Annotated in this window: 21 protein-coding genes, 1 pseudogene and 1 riboswitch; of the genes and pseudogenes, 7 read left to right on the top strand and 15 right to left on the bottom strand. The window is 75.7% G+C overall.

Annotated elements, in window-relative coordinates:
* Positions 1-65 precede the first annotated feature (65 nt).
* Together metX and ACWIX3_RS03090 are read right to left on the bottom strand one after the other, a co-directional pair.
* Entirely contained in the window at positions 66-1,142 is a 1,077-nt protein-coding gene (gene metX / locus ACWIX3_RS03095) for a homoserine O-acetyltransferase MetX (RefSeq protein WP_448610616.1), read from the bottom strand.
* A pseudogene (locus tag ACWIX3_RS03090) lies at positions 1,142-2,437 on the bottom strand (bifunctional o-acetylhomoserine/o-acetylserine sulfhydrylase); the annotation flags it as partial. The pseudogene ACWIX3_RS03090 and the gene metX, both read right to left, overlap by 1 nt.
* A 40-nt stretch (positions 2,438-2,477) precedes the next feature.
* A riboswitch (SAM riboswitch) is annotated at positions 2,478-2,594 on the bottom strand.
* A 99-nt stretch (positions 2,595-2,693) separates the two neighbouring features.
* On the opposite strand from ACWIX3_RS03090, the gene ACWIX3_RS03085 reads away from it, so the two are divergent.
* Positions 2,694-3,722: a zinc-dependent alcohol dehydrogenase family protein gene (locus tag ACWIX3_RS03085; protein ID WP_448610615.1), complete on the top strand. Its 1,029-nt coding sequence runs from the start codon at positions 2,694-2,696 to the stop codon at positions 3,720-3,722.
* Positions 3,723-3,726: 4 nt separating this feature from the next.
* Here the strand turns inward: ACWIX3_RS03085 and ACWIX3_RS03080 are convergent, their stop codons facing one another.
* From ACWIX3_RS03080 to ACWIX3_RS03065, 4 genes are read right to left on the bottom strand one after another with little or no spacing between them, the layout of a single operon-like run.
* Entirely contained in the window at positions 3,727-4,206 is a 480-nt protein-coding gene (locus ACWIX3_RS03080; protein WP_448610614.1) for a hypothetical protein, read from the bottom strand.
* Positions 4,203-5,096 (bottom strand): mechanosensitive ion channel family protein, encoded by an 894-nt coding sequence (locus ACWIX3_RS03075; RefSeq protein WP_448610613.1) that lies wholly within the window; start codon positions 5,094-5,096, stop codon positions 4,203-4,205. Before ACWIX3_RS03075 ends, ACWIX3_RS03080 begins: the two co-directional genes overlap by 4 nt.
* Before the next feature lie 44 nt (positions 5,097-5,140).
* On the bottom strand, positions 5,141-5,944 hold the full coding sequence (locus ACWIX3_RS03070; protein WP_448610612.1) for a thioesterase family protein: 804 nt from the start codon (positions 5,942-5,944) through the stop codon (positions 5,141-5,143).
* Between the two features lie 21 nt (positions 5,945-5,965).
* Positions 5,966-6,343, bottom strand: coding sequence for a hypothetical protein (locus tag ACWIX3_RS03065; RefSeq protein WP_448610611.1), 378 nt, complete (start codon positions 6,341-6,343; stop codon positions 5,966-5,968).
* A 321-nt stretch (positions 6,344-6,664) separates the two neighbouring features.
* Here ACWIX3_RS03065 and ACWIX3_RS03060 point away from each other — a divergent pair, with 321 nt between their 5' ends.
* Positions 6,665-7,069, top strand: a complete 405-nt coding sequence (locus tag ACWIX3_RS03060; protein ID WP_448610610.1) for a VOC family protein — start codon at positions 6,665-6,667, stop codon at positions 7,067-7,069.
* Positions 7,070-7,115: 46 nt separating this feature from the next.
* A complete protein-coding gene (locus ACWIX3_RS03055; RefSeq protein ID WP_448610609.1) occupies positions 7,116-8,063 on the top strand; it encodes an EamA family transporter in 948 nt (315 codons plus the stop codon).
* 70 nt (positions 8,064-8,133) lie between these two features.
* On the opposite strand, the gene ACWIX3_RS03050 is transcribed toward ACWIX3_RS03055, so the two are convergent.
* Positions 8,134-9,132, bottom strand: coding sequence for an ABC transporter substrate-binding protein (locus ACWIX3_RS03050; RefSeq protein ID WP_448610608.1), 999 nt, complete (start codon positions 9,130-9,132; stop codon positions 8,134-8,136).
* Between the two features lie 100 nt (positions 9,133-9,232).
* Here ACWIX3_RS03050 and ACWIX3_RS03045 point away from each other — a divergent pair, with 100 nt between their 5' ends.
* Positions 9,233-10,156 (top strand): siderophore-interacting protein, encoded by a 924-nt coding sequence (locus ACWIX3_RS03045; RefSeq protein ID WP_448610607.1) that lies wholly within the window; start codon positions 9,233-9,235, stop codon positions 10,154-10,156.
* A 92-nt stretch (positions 10,157-10,248) separates the two neighbouring features.
* Here ACWIX3_RS03045 and ACWIX3_RS03040 read toward each other — a convergent pair whose 3' ends face one another.
* The 6 genes from ACWIX3_RS03040 to ACWIX3_RS03015 form a co-directional block, all read right to left on the bottom strand.
* Positions 10,249-11,073 carry an ABC transporter ATP-binding protein gene (locus ACWIX3_RS03040; RefSeq protein WP_448610606.1) on the bottom strand — a complete coding sequence of 275 codons (825 nt, stop codon included), beginning with the start codon at positions 11,071-11,073 and terminating at the stop codon, positions 10,249-10,251.
* 14 nt (positions 11,074-11,087) lie between these two features.
* Entirely contained in the window at positions 11,088-12,188 is a 1,101-nt protein-coding gene (locus ACWIX3_RS03035; protein WP_448610605.1) for a FecCD family ABC transporter permease, read from the bottom strand.
* Positions 12,185-13,267, bottom strand: a complete 1,083-nt coding sequence (locus ACWIX3_RS03030) for a FecCD family ABC transporter permease (RefSeq protein WP_448610604.1) — start codon at positions 13,265-13,267, stop codon at positions 12,185-12,187. The genes ACWIX3_RS03035 and ACWIX3_RS03030 overlap by 4 nt, the downstream gene beginning before the upstream one ends.
* Before the next feature lie 72 nt (positions 13,268-13,339).
* Entirely contained in the window at positions 13,340-14,071 is a 732-nt protein-coding gene (locus tag ACWIX3_RS03025) for a mycothiol-dependent nitroreductase Rv2466c family protein (RefSeq protein WP_448610603.1), read from the bottom strand.
* Complete coding sequence (locus ACWIX3_RS03020; protein WP_448610602.1) at positions 14,068-14,562, bottom strand: glutathione peroxidase; 495 nt, start codon at positions 14,560-14,562, stop codon at positions 14,068-14,070. Before ACWIX3_RS03020 ends, ACWIX3_RS03025 begins: the two co-directional genes overlap by 4 nt.
* A 13-nt stretch (positions 14,563-14,575) precedes the next feature.
* Complete coding sequence (locus ACWIX3_RS03015) at positions 14,576-14,977, bottom strand: DUF2237 family protein (RefSeq protein ID WP_448610601.1); 402 nt, start codon at positions 14,975-14,977, stop codon at positions 14,576-14,578.
* A 108-nt stretch (positions 14,978-15,085) separates the two neighbouring features.
* Here ACWIX3_RS03015 and ACWIX3_RS03010 point away from each other — a divergent pair, with 108 nt between their 5' ends.
* On the top strand, positions 15,086-17,056 hold the full coding sequence (locus ACWIX3_RS03010; protein WP_448610600.1) for an acetoacetate--CoA ligase: 1,971 nt from the start codon (positions 15,086-15,088) through the stop codon (positions 17,054-17,056).
* A gap of 47 nt (positions 17,057-17,103) precedes the next feature.
* Here ACWIX3_RS03010 and ACWIX3_RS03005 read toward each other — a convergent pair whose 3' ends face one another.
* Positions 17,104-17,355, bottom strand: coding sequence for a hypothetical protein (locus ACWIX3_RS03005; protein WP_448610599.1), 252 nt, complete (start codon positions 17,353-17,355; stop codon positions 17,104-17,106).
* A 47-nt stretch (positions 17,356-17,402) separates the two neighbouring features.
* Here ACWIX3_RS03005 and ACWIX3_RS03000 point away from each other — a divergent pair, with 47 nt between their 5' ends.
* Positions 17,403-18,677: an MFS transporter gene (locus ACWIX3_RS03000; protein ID WP_448610598.1), complete on the top strand. Its 1,275-nt coding sequence runs from the start codon at positions 17,403-17,405 to the stop codon at positions 18,675-18,677.
* Positions 18,678-19,018: 341 nt separating this feature from the next.
* On the opposite strand, the gene ACWIX3_RS02995 is transcribed toward ACWIX3_RS03000, so the two are convergent.
* A complete protein-coding gene (locus ACWIX3_RS02995; protein ID WP_448610597.1) occupies positions 19,019-19,783 on the bottom strand; it encodes a TetR/AcrR family transcriptional regulator in 765 nt (254 codons plus the stop codon).
* Positions 19,784-19,849: 66 nt separating this feature from the next.
* Here ACWIX3_RS02995 and ACWIX3_RS02990 point away from each other — a divergent pair, with 66 nt between their 5' ends.
* A complete protein-coding gene (locus tag ACWIX3_RS02990) occupies positions 19,850-20,227 on the top strand; it encodes a VOC family protein (protein WP_448610596.1) in 378 nt (125 codons plus the stop codon).
* Positions 20,228-20,239 lie beyond the last annotated feature (12 nt).

The raw sequence follows: 20,239 nt of genomic DNA, 5'->3' as shown, positions 1-20,239 counted from the left end.
TGCTCCGGACCCCCACGCGAGGGATCAACGCGCGACCGGCCGATGGGTTGCGCACCGCGGGCAGGTCACGACCCCAGGAGGTCCCGGACCAGCGCGCCCACGGCGTCCACCTCGACGAGGAAGCCGTCGTGCCCGTACGGGGAGGTGATCACCCGCAACGGGACGCCGAGGGCCTCGGCCACCTGCTGCTGGAGCGCGAGCGGGTACAGCCGGTCGGTGTCGATCCCGGCGACGACGGTCCGCGCGGTGACCCGGGCCAGCGCCGCCCGGACCCCGCCGCGACCGCGGCCGACGTCCCAGTGGTTCATGACCTCGGTGAGGACCACGTAGCTGCCGGCGTCGAACCGGCGGGCCAGCTTGTCGGCGTGGTGGTCCAGGTAGGAGGCGACCGCGTAGCGGCCGTCGTCCTGGAGGACGGAGCCGAACCGCTCGCCCAGCTCGGACGCGCTGCGGTAGGTGAGGTGGGCGATCCGCCGTGCGACGCCGAGACCGTCGACCGGCTGCGCGTCGAGCGGGTGGTCGCCGCCGAGCCACCGGGGGTCGCACCGGATCGCCGTCTGCTGCGTCGTCTGGGTGCCGATCTGGTCGGCCGTCGCGGCCGCTCCCGACGCGAGGAAGAACAGCGTGGCGACGCGCTCGGGCATGGCGACCGCCCACTCCAGCGCCCGCATACCGCCCATCGACCCGCCCACGACGCAGGCCCACCGCTCGATGCCCAGGGCGTCGGCGAGGCCGGCCTCGACCCGCACCTGGTCGCCGACCGTCACCCCCGGGAACCGGGACCCCCACGGCCCGTCCTCCGGCGCCGAGGACGACGGGCCGGTCGTCCCCTGGCAGCCGCCGAGCACGTTCGCGCAGACGACGAAGAACCGGTCGGTGTCCAGCGGCCGTCCGGGGCCGACCAGGCCCTCCCACCAGCCGGGCGTCGGGTGCCCGGGCCCGGAGGGGCCCACGACGTGGCTGTCGCCGGTCAGCGCGTGCTCGACGAGGACGGCGTTGCCGCCGTCCGGCGCGAGGGCGCCCCAGGTCTCGTAGGCGACCCGCACGCCGGGCAGGGTCCCGCCGCGCTCCAGGGCGAACGGCCCGGGCAGGTCGAGGAAGAGCCGGTCGCCGGCCGGGTCCCCCTCGACCCACCCGCCCATCAGGCTCCCTTGGCGGCGCGGAACCCGGCCTCCAGGTCGGCGAGGATGTCCTCGATCCCCTCGAGGCCGACCGCCAGCCGCACCAGGCCCGGGGTGACGCCGGTCGTCAGCTGCTCCTCGGGGGTGAGCTGCGAGTGGGTCGTCGATGCCGGGTGGATCACCAGGGAGCGCACGTCACCGATGTTGGCCACGTGGCTGTGCAGTTCCAGGGCCTCCACGAACCGCTTGCCGGCCTCGACGCCGCCGTGCAGCTCGAAGGTGAGCACGGCGCCGGCGCCCTGCGGGGCGTACTTCTGCTGGGCGGCGTGCCAGGGCGACGACGGCAGGCCGGGGTAGTTCACCCGGTCGACCGAGTCGTGCGCCTTGAGGAACTCGGCCACCCGCTGGGTGTTGGCGACGTGCCGCTCCATGCGCAGCGACAGGGTCTCGATGCCCTGCACGACGAGGAAGGCGTTGAACGGCGAGATCGCCGGGCCGAGGTCGCGCAGCAGCTGCACCCGCGCCTTGAGCGCGAAGGCCGGCGCGCCCAGGTCGGCGTAGACGACGCCGTGGTACGTCGGGTCGGGCTCGGTGAAGCCGGGGAACCGGCCGCTGCGCCAGTCGAAGCCGCCGCCGTCGACGATCAGGCCGGCGATCACGGTTCCGTGCCCGCCGAGGTACTTGGTGGCCGAATGGACGACGACGTCGGCGCCCCACTCCAGCGGCCGCACCAGGAACGGCGTGGCGATGGTGTTGTCGACGATCAGCGGGACGCCGTTGCGGTGCGCCACCCCGGCGACGGTCTCGATGTCGAGGACGTCGCCCTTGGGGTTGCCGATCGACTCCGCGAAGAACGCCTTCGTGTTCTCCTGCACGAGCGACTGCCAGTTGCCGGGGTCGTCGGGGTCCTCGACGAAGGAGACGGTGATGCCCATCTTCGGCAGCGAGTGGTGGAGCAGGTTGTAGGTGCCGCCGTAGAGCGAGGCCGAGGCGACGACGTGGTCCCCGGCCGAGGCGACGTTGAGGAGCGCCAGCGTCTCGGCCGCCTGCCCGCTGGCGACCGCCAGGGCCGCCACGCCGCCCTCCAGCGACGCCACGCGCTGCTCCAGGGCGTCCTGCGTCGGGTTCATGATCCGCGTGTAGATGTTGCCGAGCTCCGCCAGCGCGAACAGGTCGGCGGCGTGCTGGGTGTCCCGGAACTGGTAGGCCGTCGTCGCGTAGATCGGCAGGGCACGGGCGCCGGTCGTGGGGTCGGGGCTGGTGCCGGCGTGGATCTGCCGGGTCTCGAAGCTCCAGCTCTGGGGGTCGCTCATGCGCCGCGTCCTCTCGCTCGCGGAGGACCCGCGGCGCGCGAGGACTCCGTCCTTGCCGGGCGGCGGGCGCCGTCCGGCCGGCTCTTCCCCTGGGAGCACCTCAGACGGAGTAGAGGTTGCCGGGCAGCCAGCCAGGTGCTTGTCACTGCCTCTCGTGAGCCAGGGTCATCCTAGGCAGGCCGCCGACCTCGGTGGAACAGGTGTCCGACGCGGTGGACACGGCTGCAGCCCGGGGAGCGACCTGGGAGAGGCTGCCTCGGTGCGCGCACTCGTGTTCGAGGCCTTCGGCGGCCCGCTGACCGTGCTGGACGTCCCCGAGCCGGGCCCGGCGCCCGGTGGCGTCGTCGTCCGGGTGGAGGCCACGGGCGTCTGCCGCAGCGACTGGCACGCCTGGCAGGGGCACGACCCGGACGTCGTCCTCCCGCACGTGCCCGGGCACGAGCTGGCCGGCACCGTCGCCGCGGTCGGGGCGGACGTGCGGCGCTGGCGCGTGGGCGACCGCGTCACCGTCCCCTTCGTCAACGCGTGCGGCCGCTGTGCGCAGTGCGCCGCCGGAGAGCACCAGGTGTGCGCCCGGCAGACCCAGCCCGGGTTCACGCACTGGGGGTCGATGGCCGAGTACGTCGCGCTCGACGCCGCCGACGTCAACCTGGTCGCCCTCCCGGACGAGCTCGACGCCGTGACCGCGGCGAGCCTGGGCTGCCGGTTCGCGACCGCCTTCCGCGCGGTCAGCCACGTGGCGCGGGTCCGGCCCGGCGAGTGGGTCGCCGTGCACGGCTGCGGCGGGGTGGGTCTCTCGGCGGTGCAGGTGGCCGTCGCCGCGGGCGCCCGGGTGGTGGCCGTCGACGTCTCACCGGCAGCCCTGCAGCTCGCCGCGGCCAACGGCGCCGAGCACACGGTCGACGGCGGCGGCGACGTCCCGGGCGCGATCGCGACGCTCACCGGTGGGGGCGCGCACGTCTCCCTCGACGCCCTGGGCGCAGCGGTGACCTGCGAGAACTCGGTCCGGGCGCTGCGCCCGCGGGGCCGGCACGTGCAGGTCGGGCTGCTGCCGCCGGCGCAGGGCCGCCCCGCGGTGCCGATGGACCTCGTCGTCGCCCGCGAGCTGCAGGTGCTGGGCAGCCACGGCATGGCCGCGCACGCCTATCCCGAGCTGCTCGGCCTCATCGCGAGCGGCCGGCTGCGGCCCCGGGCGCTGGTCACCCGCGAGCTCCTCCTCGACGAGGCCGGCGCAGCGCTGGCCGCGGTGGGCCGCGACCCCGGCATCGCGGTGGTCACCCGCCCCTGAGCGGTCAGGTCCCGGGCGCGCCGGTCGCCGTCGGCGCCGCGGGGGTCGGCGCCCGGGTCGTCGCCGGTGGCACCTGCGGCGTCGGCGTCGGCGTCGGCGTCGGTGTCGGGGCCGTGGTCCCCGGAGGGGTCTCCTCGACCGTCCCGCCGGGCGAGGTGGGGGTGGAGGTGGGCGACGGCGCCGTGGTCGTGGACGGGGCCGTCGTCGGCTCGGTCGTCCCCTCCGGCTCCGCCGGGGCGGTGCTCGCCGGCGTCTGCACCGTCGAGGAGGGGGTCGGTGTCGTTGCCGGGTCCGGAGGGCGGACGTGGAGGTAGAGCGCGTACAGCCCGACGAACAGCAGCGCCAGGACGACGGTCGAGGTGCGCGCGCGGCCCAGGTGGTGCGGCACCGCGGACCACCAGCGGCGCGGCGCGGACGGCGGTGCGGTGCTCACCGACAGCTCGCGATCCGGCTCGCCGGGGCCGTTGGTCTCCGGGGTGGTCACCGGGCACCGTCCGGGGACGGCGAGGGGTCACCGGACGGTGAGACCGCCGTGGGCGCCGGCATGTTGAGGCCCGCGCGCCGAAAGGCGTGGACGACGCGGGCGCGCAGGTCGCGGCCGACCTCGAACTGCTTGCCGGGCAGCGTGCGGGCCACCACCCGGACGTTGACCTGCTCGAGGTCGAGGGTCTCCACCCCCATCACGCTGGGCGGGTCGAGCAGCAGCGGGCGCAGCCGCTGGTCGCGGAAGGCCTCGGCGCCGACCTCCCGGAGGATGTCGTTGACCCGGCTGACGTCCAGCGTCGTCGGCACCGGGACGTCGACGACGGCGCGCGCCCAGTCGCGGGAGAGGTTGACGACCTTCACGATCTGCCCGTTGGGCAGGGTGATGACCTCGCCGTTGGAGGAGCGCAGCCGGGTGACCCGCAGCGTGACGTCCTCGATCGTGCCCTCGGCGGGATCACCACCTCCGGTCACCGTGATCGACACGACGTCGCCGAAGCCGTACTGCCGCTCGGTGATGATGAAGAAACCCGCCAGCACGTCGCCGACGATCCGCTGCGCGCCGAAGCCCAGCCCGACGCCCAGCACGGTCGCGGGGGCCACCAGCCCGCCGATCGGGATGCCCGCCCGGTCCAGGACGGCGAAGACGGCGATCGCGTAGACCATCACGACGAGCGTCCAGGTGATCACCTGGGTGAGCGAGTGCCGGTGCTTGGCGGCCTCGGAGCGCACCAGGGCGTCACCGCCGGTCGCGCGTGCGTCGATCCGGTCGGTGATCTTCTCGCCGACCCAGGCGACGAAGCGGGCCAGGAGGACCGACCCCAGGATGATGAGGGCGATCTCGAGCCCACGCCCGGCGAGCCAGGTCAGCAGCGGGTCCAGCGGTGCCATCGCGTTCCAGCCTCCCAACGGACCTCAGCAGCGCCGACGCCGGGTCAGCGCGGGGCCACGAACAACGCCTGCGCGGAGCGGCCGATCCGGCCCGTGGCGTCGTAGAGGTCGGCGAAGCACTGCCCGGCGCCCCCCGGGCCGATCGTGGTGGCCGCGTCCACGCCCAGCCAGTCCCCGGCCGGCGGGCGCACCAGCGCGACGGTGAGGTCGACGTTGGCGAAGGTGGCCCGCTGCCAGTCCAGGACGGCGGAGATGCCGCTCGCCGCGTCGGTCATCACCAGCAGGTGCTGCAGCGGGCTCATCGACTCGCCCTCGACCAGGGTGCACAGGGGTCGGGTCCACGCGGCCGCGGGCCCGGGCGCGTTGAACGAGCCGTGCGCGAAGCGCCAGTCCAGCGCCCGGTGGTAGGCGACGTCGGTGGTGAAGAAGGCCGGCGTCTCCGGGCGGCTCTCCCCCGGCCCCGGCAGCGGGACGCCGGCTCCCGCCGTCCCCTCCACCGCCGAGGTCCGCATCCGCCAGGCGGTCAGCCGCATCAGCGGCCGCTCGCGGTCGGCGGGGGAGGCGCCCGCCGTGAGCACCGCCTCCACCAGCTCGATCCGCCGTCCGGGCCGCAGCAGCCGGGCGCTGACCCGCACCGGTCCCACCGGCACCGGCGCGAGGATGTCGAAGGCCAGCCGCACGGTCTGCCCCTCGGGGATCTCGGTGACCCGCTCGGCCTCCCGGGCCAGCAGCGCCGCGACCGGCCCGGCGTGCTGCAGTCCCGGGTCCCACGGCCCGATGGTCAGGTCGGTCGCGACGAAGCCGTCGCCGTCGGGCACGTAGAGGGAGGTGGGCAGGCCGGGGATCACGACCGCAGTCTGCCGCCGCGGTCAGCCGCCCGAGCGGCGGGTCTCCCACACGGCGAACGCCGTCCACCCGGCGGCGGCGACCGCGGCGACCACCCACAGCCAGCGCAGCGACGACCCGGTGGGGTTGGCCATCACCAGCAGGACGGCGACCACGAGGACCGCCCCCGCCAGGGGTGGCGTGCGCAACAGGGTGCCCAGCGTGTCGGGGCCCGGGACGGTGACGAACACCACCACGGCGACCACCAGGAGGAAGGCGCACAGGACACCCAGGAAGCCCGCCGTCACCCCGAACTCGGCCGGCAGGCCGACGGCGCCCAGGCCCCCGAGGGCCGCACCCACCGCCAGCCACAGGAGCAGCCTCCGACGGCGCGCCGACCAGGGCGGACGTGGCTCACTCACGGTCTGGTACCTCCCCCGTCGCGGCGCCGCCGTCCCGGCCGGGCGGACACCTCGCTCCAGAGTGTGCGCCCGGCGCGCGGGGCGGGCACACAGCCCCCGGCCCTGGTGGTCGAGCCCGCGCCGGACGCCGACCGCGACAGCATCCCGGCCACCGCCACGGGCACCACCCCGCCGGCGGCCGCGGAGCACCGTGGCTCCGACGGCGACCGGACCGTGCGCGACGTCGGCCCACCGGTCCCCGGCCGCCGATGAGTTCGGCCGGTCGGCCCCGTCCACCCTGCGACGGGGCCGACCGGGCCCCCGCGACGACGGGAGCACACCGTGCGCTGGATCTTCGTCAACCTGCCCGTGAGCGACCTGGCCGCGTCCCGGGCCTTCTACGGGGGCCTGGGCTTCGGGTTCGACGAGCAGTTCTCCGACGAGCGGACGGCGTCGGTGGTCGTCGCGGACAACATCGTGGTCATGCTGCTGACCCGGGACCGCTTCGCCGACTTCGTCCCGGACGGTGCCGAGGTCGGCGACCCCGCGAAGAGCACCACCGTGCTCAACGCGCTGTCGGCCGAGAGCCGGCAGGAGGCCGACGACCTCCTGGCACGGGCGCTGGCCTCGGGCGGGCGTCCGTGGCAGCCGGCGCAGGACCACGGGTTCATGTACGGCGTCAGCTTCACCGACCCCGACGGTCACGTCTGGGAGGTCGTCTGGATGGACCCCGCCGCCGTGCAGTGACCCCCGGTAGGGGGCTCGGGGCAGAACGGTCGCTACCGTCGGCCCCGTGCCCCGTCCTCCGCTCGGCTCCGCGCTGACCGTCGGCGCCGCCGGCCTGTTCGCCGTCAACGGCACGGTCTCCACGCTGGCCCTGCAGGCCGGCATCCCGGCGCCGTGGCTGACCGCGCTGCGCTGCGGCGGCGCGGCGGTCGTCCTGCTCGCCGTGCTGGGCGTCGTCGCGCCGGCGCGGCTGCGGGTGTCCTGGCGGGAGGTGCCGTTCCTGGCCGCCTTCGGCGTGGTGGGCATCGCGCTCACCCAGTGCCTCTACTACGTCGCGATCGGCCGGCTGCCGGTCGGCATCGCGCTGGTCTTCGAGATGACCGCGCCGGTGTTCATCGCGCTGTGGGTGTGGCTGGTGCGCGGCGAGCGGGTCCGTAGCCGGCTGTGGGTCGCACTCGGGCTGTCGCTGTCGGGCCTGGTCCTCGTGGCCGAGGTCTGGCAGGGCGGCGGCTCGCTCGACGCGGGCGGCGTGGCCGCGGCCCTCGGTGCCGCGCTGTGCCTGACCACCTACTACCTGATGGGGGAGCGGGGCACGACCACCCGCGACCCGGTGGCGCTCACCTGCTGGAGCTTCGTCGCGGCCGCGCTGTTCTGGGCGGTGGCCGCGCCGTTCTGGCCGTTCGACCCAGCGGTGCTCGGCACCTCCGTGCCGGTCTCCCTCGGGTCGCTCGAGGTACCGCTGTGGGTGCTGGTGGGCTGGATCGTCGTCCTCGGGGCGGTGCTGCCGTTCTGGCTGTCGCTGGCGGCCCTGCGGCACCTGCCACCGACCACGGCCGGGCTGATCGCCACGGTGGAGCCGGTGCTGGCGTCGATCGTGGCCTGGCTGTGGCTGGAGCAGGTGCTCTCCGGCTGGCAGGTGCTCGGCGGCCTCGTCGTCCTAGGCGGGATCGGGCTGGCGCAGACCGCGCGGGCGGAACGGGCGCCGGCCCCCGTGCCGGAGGCGGCCCCCGCCTGAGGGAGGACCCCGTCCTCCCTACCCCTCGCAGGCTCGGGCCGGGCCCGGGACGGGGTCGCGCGCACCCCGCTCAGGTGACCTTGCGGGCCGCGGTGAGCCAGCCGGCCAGCTCGGACATGTAGGCGGCCTGGGCGACGTGGTCCATGCCGACGTACTTCCACGGGTGCTCCTGGCCGGCCTGCACCGCGGGCAGCAGCGTGTAGGTCGGCTGGGCGCGCATCTGCTCCGGCGTCTCCCCGCCGCGCAGCGAGTAGAGGATCACGTCGCTCGGGTGGTCGGGAACCCGCTCCCAGCTGGTGGTCTCCCAGAAGTAGGTGTCGCCGCCCGGGTCGACGAAGTCGACGCCCAGGTCGGAGTAGAGGCGCAGCGACGGGTCGTCGGGCGCCTTGCCCATCCACCAGCCGTCCGCGGCGGTGGCGTAGACCGGCAGCACGGTGATCCCGCGCTCGCCCGCAGCGGTGAGCTCGGCCGACGCCGCCTCGTAGTCCTCGCGGGCGGCGTCGACCACCTCGGTGTCGGCGCCGAGGGACCCCGCGAGCTCGACGGTGCGCTCGATGACCTCGGCGGCCGACCCGCGGTAGGCGATCGCGACGATCGGCGCGATCCGGGCGACCTGCTCCTGCTGCTGGAGGGACTCGAAGCCGTAGAGCGGCTGGCCGGGGTCCAGGCTGCCGGACGAGTCGGTCGGGTACACCGAGGTGACGATGACGTCGGGGTCGGCCGCGGCCAGGCGCTCCAGGTCGATCTGCCCGTAGTTCTCGCCGACGATCTCCAGGTCGGCGAGGTCCCTGCCCTCGAAGGCGACGTCGTCGGCCGCCGAGGTCTGGCCGAAGCTGGCGACCGGCTCCACGCCGTAGTTCCACAGGGAGGCCACCACGTCGTTGAGGCCGGCGACGCGCGCAGGGGTCGCGTCGAGCTCGACGGTGTTCTCCAGGTCGTCGGTGAAGCTCCAGCCGCCTCGGTCCGCCGCCGCGGCCGGCTCGGCGGACCCACCGGCGCAGCCGGCCGTGGCGACCAGTGCGGCGAGGGTGAGGGTGGCGCCGGCCAGGCGGCGGGGTCTGCGGTGCAACTGGTCTCCTCCGGATCGGGCCGGGGTGTTCCCCTGGCCGGCCGCTCAGGTTAGCCTCACCTAAGAAGGCCGCAAGGGTCGACCGGACGGGGGACGCCGCATGACGCTGGCCGTGCAGCCGGAGGCCGGAGCCGCTCCCGTCTGGCAGTTCTTCGACGCCTCGGTCGCCGCCGTCCGCCGGCTGGGCCCGAGCTTCCTGCGGCTGACCCTCACCGGCCCCGAGCTCGCCGGTTTCGGTGCGGCCGGCTGCGACCAGCGCTTCAAACTGGTGCTCTCCCGCGACGACGCCGGGCTCGACCGGCTGCGCACCCGCGGCCCGGAGTGGTACCCGGAGTACTGCGCGATGCCCGACGAGCAGCGCCCGGCCATCCGCACCTACACCGTGCGGGCGGCCCGCCCCGAGCGCGCCGAGCTCGACGTCGACGTCGTCCTGCACGGCATCGAGGACGGGCACGCCGGCCCGGCCGCGAGCTGGGCGGCTGCGGCGGTGCCCGGTGACCGGATCGTGCTGCTCGGCCCCGACCGCCCCGGCACCGGCCGGCCGTGGGGCGTGGAGTGGGCGCCGCCGCCGGCCGCGCGCACGCTGGTGCTGGCCGGCGACGAGACGGCCGTCCCCGCGGTCTGCGCGATCCTGGAGTCCCTGGGACACGGGCCGCGGTCGGTGGCCGCGCTGCTGGAGGTGCCGACAGCCGGGGACGAGATGGACGTGGCGCTGCCGGCCGGGGCGACCCTGCGCTGGCTGCCGCGGGACGGCGCCGCCCGCGGGTCGCGGCTGGTGCCGGCGGTGCACGCGGCGCTGTGCGAGCTGGGCATCGCCTCGACGCCGGCCGCGCTCCCGGAGGAGGTCGGCGACGAGCTGCTCTGGGAGGTGCCCGACACGGACGCCGCCTCGGGCTGCTACGCCTGGCTGGCCGGGGAGGCCGGGGTGGTGAAGACGCTGCGCCGCCACCTGGTGGGCGACCTCGGCGTCCCCCGCGGGTCGGTGGCGTTCATGGGCTACTGGCGGGAGGGCGTCGTCGGCTGAAGGAGGACCCCCTCCTACCCACCCCTCGCAAGCTCGGGACGGTGCCCTGGCGGGGGTCGGGAGACGGGGGGCAACCGGGGGCAGGCTGCCGCTCAGCGCAGCCGGCGGACCGGCACCACCATCGGCGTCCCGACCACCGGATCGGGCACGATCCGCGCCTCCAGGTCGAAGACGTCGGCCAGCAGCTGCTCGGTGAGCACCACCTCCGGCGTCCCGGAGGCGACCAGCGCACCGCCGTCCATCGCGACCAGCCGCTGCGCGTAGCGGGCGGCGAGGTTGAGGTCGTGCAGCACGACGACGACGGTGCGTCCGCGCTCGGCGTGCAGCCGCGCCACCAGCTCGAGGACGTCGATCTGGTGGGAGAGGTCGAGGTAGGTCGTCGGCTCGTCGAGCAGCAGCAGGTCGGTGCCCTGCGCGAGCGCCATGGAGATCCAGGCCCGCTGCCGCTGCCCGCCGGAGAGCTCGTCGACCGGCCGGTCGGCGAGGTCGGCCATGTCGGTCCAGGCCAGCGCCTCGGCGACCGCTGCCTCGTCGTCGCGCGACCACTGCCGCAGCCACGACTGGTGCGGGTGCCGGCCGCGCGCGACGAGGTCGCCGACGGTGAGGCCCTCCGGGGCGACCGGGGTCTGGGGCAGCAGGCCGAGCACCCGGGCCACCTCGCGGGTCGGCGTCCGTGAGATCGCCCGTCCGTCGAGCAGCACCTGGCCGCTGACCGGGCGCAACAGCCGGCCCAGCGCCCGCAGCAGCGTGGACTTGCCGCAGCCGTTGGGGCCGACGATGGCGGTGAACGACCCGTCGGTGAGCTGCAGGTCCAGGTCGCGGACGACGACCCGGTCGTCGTAGGCCAGGCTGACCGACTCGGCGGCGAGACGGACCGTTCCGGCCCCGGGCAGGGTGGTGGCTGTGCTGACGGTCACAGCGTCGTTGACGGTCACAGCGTGGATCGCCGCCTTCCGCGGACGAGGAGCCAGAGCAGGTAGGGCGCGCCGACGGCGGCGGTGAGCACGCCGACCGGCAGCGCCTGGGGGAGCACGGTGCGGGTCAGCAGGTCCGCCCCCACGACGAGGGCGGCGCCGAGCAGGCCCGAGGCCAGCAGCGGCGGCCGCGCGCCGCCGGTGAGCCGGACGGCGACCTGCGGCACCACCAGCGCGACGTAGGCGATCGGGCCGGCGGCGGCCACGGCGGCGGCGGTGAGCCCGACGGCGACGAGGACGACGAGGGCCTGGGTGGCCACGAGGCGCACGCCCAGGCCGCGGGCGGTGTCGTCGCCGAACTGGACGGCGCCCAACGCCCGGCTGCTGGCCAGCGCGGCGGGCAGCAGGACGGCGAGGGCGATCAGCAGCGGCACGGCCTCGGCCCAGGTGCGGGCGTTGAGCGAGCCGGTGATCCAGACGTAGGCCGACGCGGCGTCGTGGATCTCGGCGCGGGTGAGCAGCCAGTCGGTGAGCGCGGCGGCGACCGCCCACAGCGCGATGCCGACCAGCACGAGCCGGTAGCCGTCGACCCCGCGGCGCCAGGCGAGCACCAGCAGGAGCAGGCCGGTGACCAGCGCGCCGAGCAGTGCGGCCAGGGGGACGCCGAGGCCGCCGAGCACGCCGCTGCCGGCCGCCGTCCCGCTGAGGACGATCGCCGCCACCGCGCCGACCGACGCGCCCTGGGTGATGCCGAGGACGTCGGGGGAGGCCAGCGGGTTGCGGGCGAAGGTCTGGAAGAGCGCCCCGGCCACGCCCAGGGCCAGGCCGACCAGCGCCCCCACGACGATCCGGGGCGCCCGCAGCTCCAGGACGATGAACTCCTGGGTCCCCTCGCCGAGACCGACCAGGGTGCGCAGGACGTCGGTCAGGCCGATCGGGAAGTCGCCGCGGCCGAGGCCCACCGCCGAGAGCAGGACGACGGCGACGGCCGCGCCGAGCCCCACGCCCACCTGCCGCCAGCGGACCCGGCCGGAGACCGGCCCGACGCGGACGACGGTCTGCCCGGGCTGCCGGACCCGCGCGCGGGCCCCGGCCGGGGGGTGCGCCAGCTGCGTCATGTGCCGGCCAGCCGGCGCCGGCGGATCAGCGCGATGAAGAACGGCGCGCCGATGAGGGCGAGCACGATGCCCACCTGCAGCTCGCCGGGGCGGACGACGACGCGGCCCAGGACGTCGGCGACCAGCAGCAGGGCCGCCCCGAGCAGGCCGGAGCAGGGGACCAGCCAGCGGTGCGCGGGTCCGGTGAACGCGCGGACGACGTGCGGCACGACCAGGCCGACGAAGGCGATGGGCCCGCAGGCCGCCGTCGCCGCGCCGCAGAGCAGGGTGACCGCGGCCAGGCCGACCGTCCGGGCCAGCCACACCCGCTGGCCGAGGCCGCGGGCGACGTCCTCGCCGAGGCCGAGCAGGTCGAGGGCGGGGGCGTTGACCAGGGCCAGCAGCAGACCTGCGGCGATGAAGGGGGCGACCTGCCAGGCGATGTCGGCGCCGCGGCCGGCCAGCGCGCCGACCACCCAGAAGCGGAAGGCGTCGAGGCTGTCGGTGTCGCTGACCAGGATCGCGCGCACCAGTGCGTAGAACAGCGCCGACAGCGCGGCGCCGGCCAGCGCCAGGGTCACCGGCGTGGCGCCGCCGCGACCGGCCGAGCCGAGGGAGAACACGAGCACCGTGCCCAGCAGCGCCCCGGCGAAGGCGAACCAGACGTACCCGGCGGGCGTGCCGACGCCGAGCAGGTGGATGGCGAGGACGACGCCGAGCGAGGCCCCCGAGGTGACGCCGAGCAGGCCGGGGTCGCCGAGCGGGTTGCGGGTGTGGCCCTGGGCCAGCGCGCCGGCGACGCCGAGGGCCAGGCCCACCATGAGGCCGAGCGCGGTGCGCGGCACCCGCAGCTCGCGGACGATGACCGTCTCCTCGGTCGGGACGCCGGGATCGGTCAGCGCCTGCCAGACGGTGCCCAGGCCGATGCTGCGGGAGCCGACCGCAATGCTCAGCGTCGCCGTGACGACCACGAGGACGAGCAGCAGGAGCAGGCCGAGCAGCCGGCCCCGGCGCTGCTGGAGCAGACCGCCCTGCTGCGGAGCGCCGCCCCCCGGCACACCGGGCGCCTCCCGCAGGGCGGCGTCGGTCGACGAGGACACGAGCGGCTCCCGGGGCAGGCGGCGTAGGCAAGGCTCACCTTAGTCGCCGGTGTCGGTCGGCCGGGCACCCGCTCAGCGGTGCTGCCGGCGGCTGCCCCCGTGCCAGTCCTCCTCGAGCCCCGCCTCGCCCGGACGCACCCCGAACGCCGGCAGCTGCGGCCGCTCCCGCAGGCTGCGCTTGAGCTCGGCGAACCCCGGGAACCCGGCGAGGCCGACGACGTGGTCCCACAGCGCGACGGCGTCCTCGGGGCCCGGCAGCCGGCTGATCACCGGGCCGAAGAACGCCGCACCGTCCGGGGGCCGGAAGTGCAGGATCGGCGTCCCGACGTCCTTGCCCGTCAGCCGCAGGGCGGCGTCGGTCTCCGCCTGGATCCCGGCGTCCCACGACTCGTCGTCGACCGCGGCCGCCAGGTCGGCCGGCAGTCCCGCCTCACCGAGGACCTGCTCGAGGAAGGGCCGGCTGGTCGCCCGCTCCGGCGGCGGCTGGCCGGCCGGGTCCTCGAACACGTGCCGCCCGAGGGTCGCGTAGAGCGGGTCGAGCGCCTCGGGGCCGTGCTCGGCGCGGGTGCGGGCGGCGACCCGCAGCAGGTGCAGCCCGCCGGTGTGGCCGGCCTCGTACTCGGGCGGGAACTGCGCGTCGTAGTCGACGTGCCGGTTGAGCAGCCGCAGCGAGATCAGCCGCCACTCGACGCGGTACTCGCGCTGCTCGGCGACCATCCGGACCCACTTGCTGGTCATCCAGGCGAAGGGGCAGACCGGGTCGAACCAGAAGTGCAGGTCGGCGCCCGGAGTCGAGCCGCTCACCGGGGCAGGACCTCCTCGATCGCGTGCCGGACCTCGGGGGCCTCGGGCTGGGTCGTCGGACGGAACCGGGCGACGACCTCGCCGTTCCCGGCGATCAGCCACTTCTCGAAGTTCCACTGCACGTCGCCCGCCTCGCCGGAGGCGTCGGGCACCTCGGTGAGCCGCTGGAACAGCGGGTGCGCGCCCGGGCCGTTGACCTCGAGCTTCTCGGTCATCGGGAAGGTGACGCCGTACGTCGCCGAGCAGAACCCGGCGATCTCCTCGGCCGTCCCCGGCTCCTGGCCGGCGAACTGGTTGCACGGCACGCCGACGACGGTGAGGCCCTGCCCGCCGTACTCCTGCTGCAGTGCCTCGAGCTGGGTGTACTGCGGCGTGAGACCGCACCGGCTGGCGACGTTGACCACGAGGGCCGCGCTGCCGCCGGTCAGGTCCCGGAGGGTGGTGGCCTCGCCCTGCAGGGTGGTCACCGGGGTGTCCAGCACGTCGCTCACCAGGGGTCCTCTCTCAGTCCAGGCCGCTGAGGTCGTCGGGGACGTCGACCGCGTGCTGGCGCAGCGCCTCGATCGGGACGATCTCGAGCGCCCGGATGTTCGTGGCCGCCAGGACGACGCCCGCCGCGGCGCCGGCCTGGTAGGCCTGCATCCACCTCGCGGCCACCACGCACCAGCGGTCGCCGGGGCGCAGGCCGGGGAAGCCGTACTCCGGCCGCGGGGTGGACAGGTCGTTGCCCAGTGCCCGCTGCAGCTCCAGGAACTCCGCCGAGACGACGGTGCAGACGGTGTGGTTGCCCAGGTCCTCCGGGCCGCTGCTGCACGTGCCGGTGCGGTAGAAGCCGGTGAGCGGCTCCGTGCCGCACGGTTGCAGCGGCTCGCCGAGCACGTTGCGCTCGGTCTGCGGCTCGCTCATGGTTCCCCATCCTGGTGCCGGACGCCGGTCCGCGCCCAGCGGCCTGGTGCTCCCGGGGCCGCGTGGCAAGGTGCTGCTGTGAGTACCGACACGTCTACCGGGCCCCAGGTGCTCTGGCGCCCCACGCCCGAGTCGATCCGGGCCACCCGCCTCGCGGAGTTCGCCGACCGGGTGGCCCGGCGGCGCGGGATCGACCTCGGCGACCCGGCCGACTACGACGCGATCTGGCGGTGGTCGGTCGAGCACCTCGACCAGTTCTGGGCGGAGGTCGCCGACTGGTCCGGCGTGCTGCCCGGCGTTCCCGACGACCGGGTGCTCACCCGCCGGCAGATGCCCGGCGCCGAGTGGTTCCCCGGCACGACGGTCAACTACGCCGAGCAGGCGCTGCGCTCCGCGCAGGACGGCACCGTGGACCCCGGCAGCGCGGCACTGATCGCCGTCGCCGAGGACGCCGAGCCGGTCGAGACCAGCTGGGCGCAGCTGCGGGCACAGGTCGGGGCCTTCGCCGCCACCCTGCGCCGCCTGGGCGTGCAGCGCGGCGACCGGGTGGCCGGCTACCTCCCCAACGTGCCCGAAGCGGTCGTCGCATTCCTGGGTGCCGCGGCGGTCGGCGCGGTGTGGTCCTCGTGCGCCCCGGACTTCGGCACCCGCAGCGTCCTGGACCGCTTCGCCCAGATCGAGCCCACCGTGCTCGTCGCCGTCGACGGCTACCGGTTCAACGGCAGGGAGTACGACCGGCGCGACGTCGTCGCCGAGCTGCGGGAGGCGCTGCCCAGCGTCCGGACGACGATCGCCGTCCCGCGTCTCTCCCCGGACGAGGTGCCCGACGGCGCGATGAGCTGGGCCGACGCGGTCGCCGAGGGGCAGGAACCGGTCTTCGAGCCGCTGCCGTTCGACGCCCCGCTGTGGATCGTCTACTCCTCGGGCACCACCGGGCTGCCCAAGGGGATCGTGCACGGTCACGGCGGCGTCGTCCTCGAACAGCGCAAGCAGGCCGGGCTGCACATGGACGTCGGGCCCGGCGACCGCTTCTTCTGGTACGCCTCCACCGCCTGGATCATGTGGAACATCTCCACGTCGGCGCTGCTGTCCGGTGCCACGGTGGTGGTGTACGACGGCGCGCCCGCGTACCCCTCGGTCGACGCCCAGTTCGCCCTGGCCGCGCGGACCGGCATCACCTACCTCGGCACCAGCGCGGGGTACCTCACGGCCTGCGAGAAGGCCGGCATCCGGCCGGGGGAGACCCACGACCTGTCGGCGCTGCGGTCCATCGGGTCCACCGGCTCGCCGCTGCCGGCCTCGTCCTACTGCTGGGTGTACGACGCGGTGGAGCCCGGCGTGTTCCTCGGGTCGCTGTCCGGCGGCACCGACGTCGCCACCGGCTTCATCGGCAGCTCGCTGCTGCTGCCGGTGACGGCCGGTGAGCTGCAGCGCCCCATGCTCGGCGTCGCCGCGGCCGCCTGGGACGAGCAGGGCCGGCCGGTCACCGGAGAGCTCGGCGAGCTCGTGATCACCGAGCCGATGCCCACGATGCCGCTGTACTTCTGGAACGACCCCGACGGGTCCCGCTACCGCGAGACCTACTTCGAGCCCTGGCCCGGGGTGTGGCGGCACGGGGACTGGATGGAGATCACCGAGCGCGGCACCTGCATCATCACCGGCCGCTCGGACTCCACCCTCAACCGCGGCGGCGTGCGCATGGGGACGGCGGACATCTACGCCGCCGTCGAGGCCGTCCCGGAGGTCGTCGACTGCGTCGTCCTCGGCGTGGAGCAGCGCGACGGCGGTTACTGGATGCCGCTGTTCGTCCAGCTGGCGCCGGGGGAGGAGCTCACCGACGAGCTCACCGCCCGCATCCGCGACGCCATCCGCCGGCAGGCCAGCCCGCGGCACGTGCCCGACGAGGTGCTCGTCGTCCCGGCCGTGCCGCACACCCGCACGGGCAAGCGGCTGGAGGTCCCGCTCAAGCGGCTGTTCCAGGGCGTCGACCCGGCCAGGGCCCTCAACGTCGGCGCGGTCGACGACCCCGCGGCGGTCGAGCACTACGTCCGGCTGGCGGAGCAGCGCGGCGTGCGCTGACGCGGGCGGCGCCGTACCGGCCCGGGCGCGCCGGCCGGGCCCCCGCGTCAGCGCTCCTCGGCGGCCGGCTCGAGCAGCACGGCGGCGAGCTGGTCCGGGCAGGTGACGGCCGGCAGGTGCGAGCAGCCGAGCTCGCGGTACCGCCAGCCCGGTGCCTCCCGTGCCTGCTCCGCGTAGCGGTCGTCCTGACCCCGCGTCCCGCCTTCCGCGCGCGAGAGCCGGGATCGTGCCGGCCACCCGACCGTCCTTGCTCTCCTCCCGAAAACCGCGTGCCCGCTGTCGGTGCCCTCCGCGAGCATGGGGGCCCGGGTGCCGACGGCGCGCCCGCCGACGACGGAGGGGGGAGATGGCCGGCCTGCCGCGCGCGCTCGCGCCCCTGCGCTCCCGGGACTACCGACTGCTGGCCTCGTCCATGGGCCTGTCGCTGTTCGCGCAGGGCCTGTGGACCGTGGCGCTGGTCTGGCAGGTCGTGGACCTCGGCGGCGGTCCCGGCGCGCTCTCGCTGGCCACCTCGCTGCAGGCCGCCGGCATGCTGGCCAGCACGCTGCTCGGCGGGGCGCTGGCCGACCGGGTGCCGCAGCGGCGCATCCTGCTCGGTGTCGCCCTGCTGCAGGCGGCGGCGGTCGGGTCGGTGGCGCTGCTGTCGCTGGCCGGCGCGCTGGCGCTCGGGCCGCTGGCCGCCGCGGCCCTGGCCGGCGGGGTCGCGATGGGGCTGTACTACCCGGCCTACTCGGCCCTGGTGCCCGGCGTCGTCCCGCCCGGCGAGCTGCTCGCGGCCAACGGCCTGGAGGGCGTCGTCCGCCCGGCGCTGGCGATGGCCGCCGGTCCCGCGGTCGGCGGCCTGCTGGTGGCGGCCCTCTCGCCGGGCGCGGCGCTGCTGGCGACGGCGCTGACCTCGGCCGCCGCGGCCGCGTGCGTGGCGGCGCTGCCGACGCTGCCGGTCCGCCGCGAGGGCGAGCACCCGGGGCTGCTGACCGACGTCCGCGAGGGCGTGGCCTACATGGTCGGCACGCCCTGGCTGCTGGCCACGCTGCTGTTCGCCTCGCTGATGGTGCTGCTGATCATGGGTCCGTTCGAGGTGCTGGTGCCCTTCGCCGTCCGGGACCAGGCCGGCGGTGGGCCCGCCGAGCACGCCTGGGTGCTGGCCGCCTTCGGCATCGGCGGCGCGCTGGGGTCGGCCGTCGTCGCCTCGCTGCGGCTGCCGCGCCGCTACCTCACGGTGATGAACCTGCTGTGGGGCGCCGGCTGCGTGCCGCTGGTCGTCTTCGGCGCGACCTCGCAGCTGTGGGTGATGATCGCGGCGGCCGGGCTGCTCGGGGCGGCGTTCGAGGCCGGCACGGTCATCTGGGGGACGCTGCTGCAGCGGCGGGTGCCCCCGGCGCTGCTGGGGCGGGTGTCCAGCCTCGACTTCTTCGTCTCGCTGGCGTTCATGCCGCTGTCGATGGCGCTGGCCGGCCCGGTCAGCCAGTCGCTCGGCCTGACCGGCACCTTCCTGCTCGCCGGGCTGGTGCCGCCGGTGCTCGCCGTCGTCGCCGTCCTGGCGTGGCGGCTGCCCGCCGACGAGCTCGCCCACCCGCTGGACGAGCCCGAGGCGGCCGAGCGGGTCGGCGCCCCGGCCTGACAGCGGTGCTCGTGTCGGTCGACGAGGCCGTGCTCGCCCGGTGCCGGGCCGGGCCCACCGACGCGGACTGCGTCCCGAGGTACGGCTGCCGATCTGTCCCCGTAGGACCTCCACCCCTGCTCACTGGTGGAAGCAGGGGTGGAGGTTCCACGGAGGTCCTGCACCCCGCGGACTCGTCCGCGGTCCCCGCGGTGCTCGACCCGCGGGACGGGGTCGGGGTGAGCGGCGTGGGCTGATCGTCCGGCGGCGTCCACCCCGCTCGAGGCGTCACCCGGTACGCCCGGACGCCGCGGGCGACACCCGGCCCCGCCAACCCGTCCAGGAATCGCTGTGAGCGCGGGTCAGCGCCTGGCGTCGATGAGCGCGGCCAGCCCGTCGAGGACCCGTGCGAGGCCGAACCGGTAGGCGTGGCCGGGGTCGTGCGCGCTGCCGTGCGCGGCCCCGGCCGCCGCCCCGACCCGGACCGCGCGCGGGTAGAGCGCCGGGTCCAGCACGCGGGCCAGCAGCGGCCCGGCCGCGGCCCACCACCGGGCGTCGTCCACCCCGCTCTGCCGCCGGGCGGCCTGCGCCTCCGCGGCCGCCCGGGCGTTGGCCTGCACGAACGACAGCAGGTGGGTCAGGCAGTCGTCACGCTCGACGTCGTCGAGGCCGAGGTCGTCGAAGGCGGCCAGCTCGTGCTCGTACTTCGCGGTGGAGCCCGGCCCCAGCGGCGGCCGCAGCGTGGAGACCACGGCGGCCCAGGGATGGGTGGTGAACAGCGCGTGGTTCTCCTCCGCCACGGCGGTCAGCCGCTCCCGCCACGGGCGGCCGGCGGTGTCCCGGCGGGCCATCCCGGCGTGGACGGCGTCCAGCATGAGGTCCAGCAGCTCGGCGCGGCCGGGCACGTAGGTGTAGAGCGTCATGGGCGCGACCCCCAGCGCCTGCGCCACCGCGCGCATGGTCACCGCCTCCAGGCCGTCCCGGTCGGCGAGGCCGACGGCCGCCGCCACCACCGCGTCCAGGTCCAGCGCCCGGGTCGGTCCGCGCCGCGGGCCCTCGGGCGGCTGCCGCCACAGCAGGCCCAGGGTGCGGGCCGGGTCGCCCGCGCTGCTCCGCTCGGTCGGCACGACGGCATCCTCCCCGGCAATAACGGCGTACGCTGTACGGAGTTCGATCCCCTGTCTGGAGGCCCCGTGCGAATCTCAGCCACCGCCGTCTCCCTGAACGTCGATGACGTCCCGGCCAGCAGCGCCTTCCTCGTCCGCCACTTCGGGTTCCGGGAGGAGATGGCCGCCGACGGCTTCGCCTCGCTGACCCACGAGGACGCCGGCGCCTCCGTAATCTTCCTCCGCCGCGGCCTGCCCACGCTCCCGGCCGACCAGCGCGACGTGCACGCCGCCGGGCTGATCCTCGCCTTCGTCGTCGACGACCTGGAGGGCGAGCTGCGCCGGCTCCAGGACGAGGGCGTGGCGATCACCATGCCGCTGACCGTCGAGGAGTGGGGCGAGCGCGCCTTCCAGGTGCGTGACCCCAACGGCGTGATCGTCCAACTCGTGGACTGGAAGGGATGAGCGCTCCGGCCG

The sequence above is a fragment of the Geodermatophilus sp. URMC 60 genome, assembly GCF_053502585.1.
The sequence above is the reverse complement of the archived record's forward strand: the minus strand, read 5'-3'. Positions and strand labels throughout refer to the sequence as shown.

What these genes read in the sequence shown, in the direction of transcription:
- ACWIX3_RS03075 (WP_448610613.1), bottom strand. Translation starts at nt 5,096, where the DNA reads ATGGCACCGCTGGACCCGCTGCTGACCTGGCTCGCCGGGCGTGGGCTC.
- ACWIX3_RS03015 (WP_448610601.1), bottom strand. Translation starts at nt 14,977, where the DNA reads ATGAGCGAGCCGCAGACCGAGCGCAACGTGCTCGGCGAGCCGCTGCAA.
- ACWIX3_RS03000 (WP_448610598.1), top strand. Translation starts at nt 17,403, where the DNA reads ATGGCCGGCCTGCCGCGCGCGCTCGCGCCCCTGCGCTCCCGGGACTAC.
- metX (WP_448610616.1), bottom strand. Translation starts at nt 1,142, where the DNA reads ATGGGCGGGTGGGTCGAGGGGGACCCGGCCGGCGACCGGCTCTTCCTC.
- ACWIX3_RS03005 (WP_448610599.1), bottom strand. Translation starts at nt 17,355, where the DNA reads ATGCTCGCGGAGGGCACCGACAGCGGGCACGCGGTTTTCGGGAGGAGA.
- ACWIX3_RS03045 (WP_448610607.1), top strand. Translation starts at nt 9,233, where the DNA reads ATGACGCTGGCCGTGCAGCCGGAGGCCGGAGCCGCTCCCGTCTGGCAG.
- ACWIX3_RS03035 (WP_448610605.1), bottom strand. Translation starts at nt 12,188, where the DNA reads ATGACGCAGCTGGCGCACCCCCCGGCCGGGGCCCGCGCGCGGGTCCGG.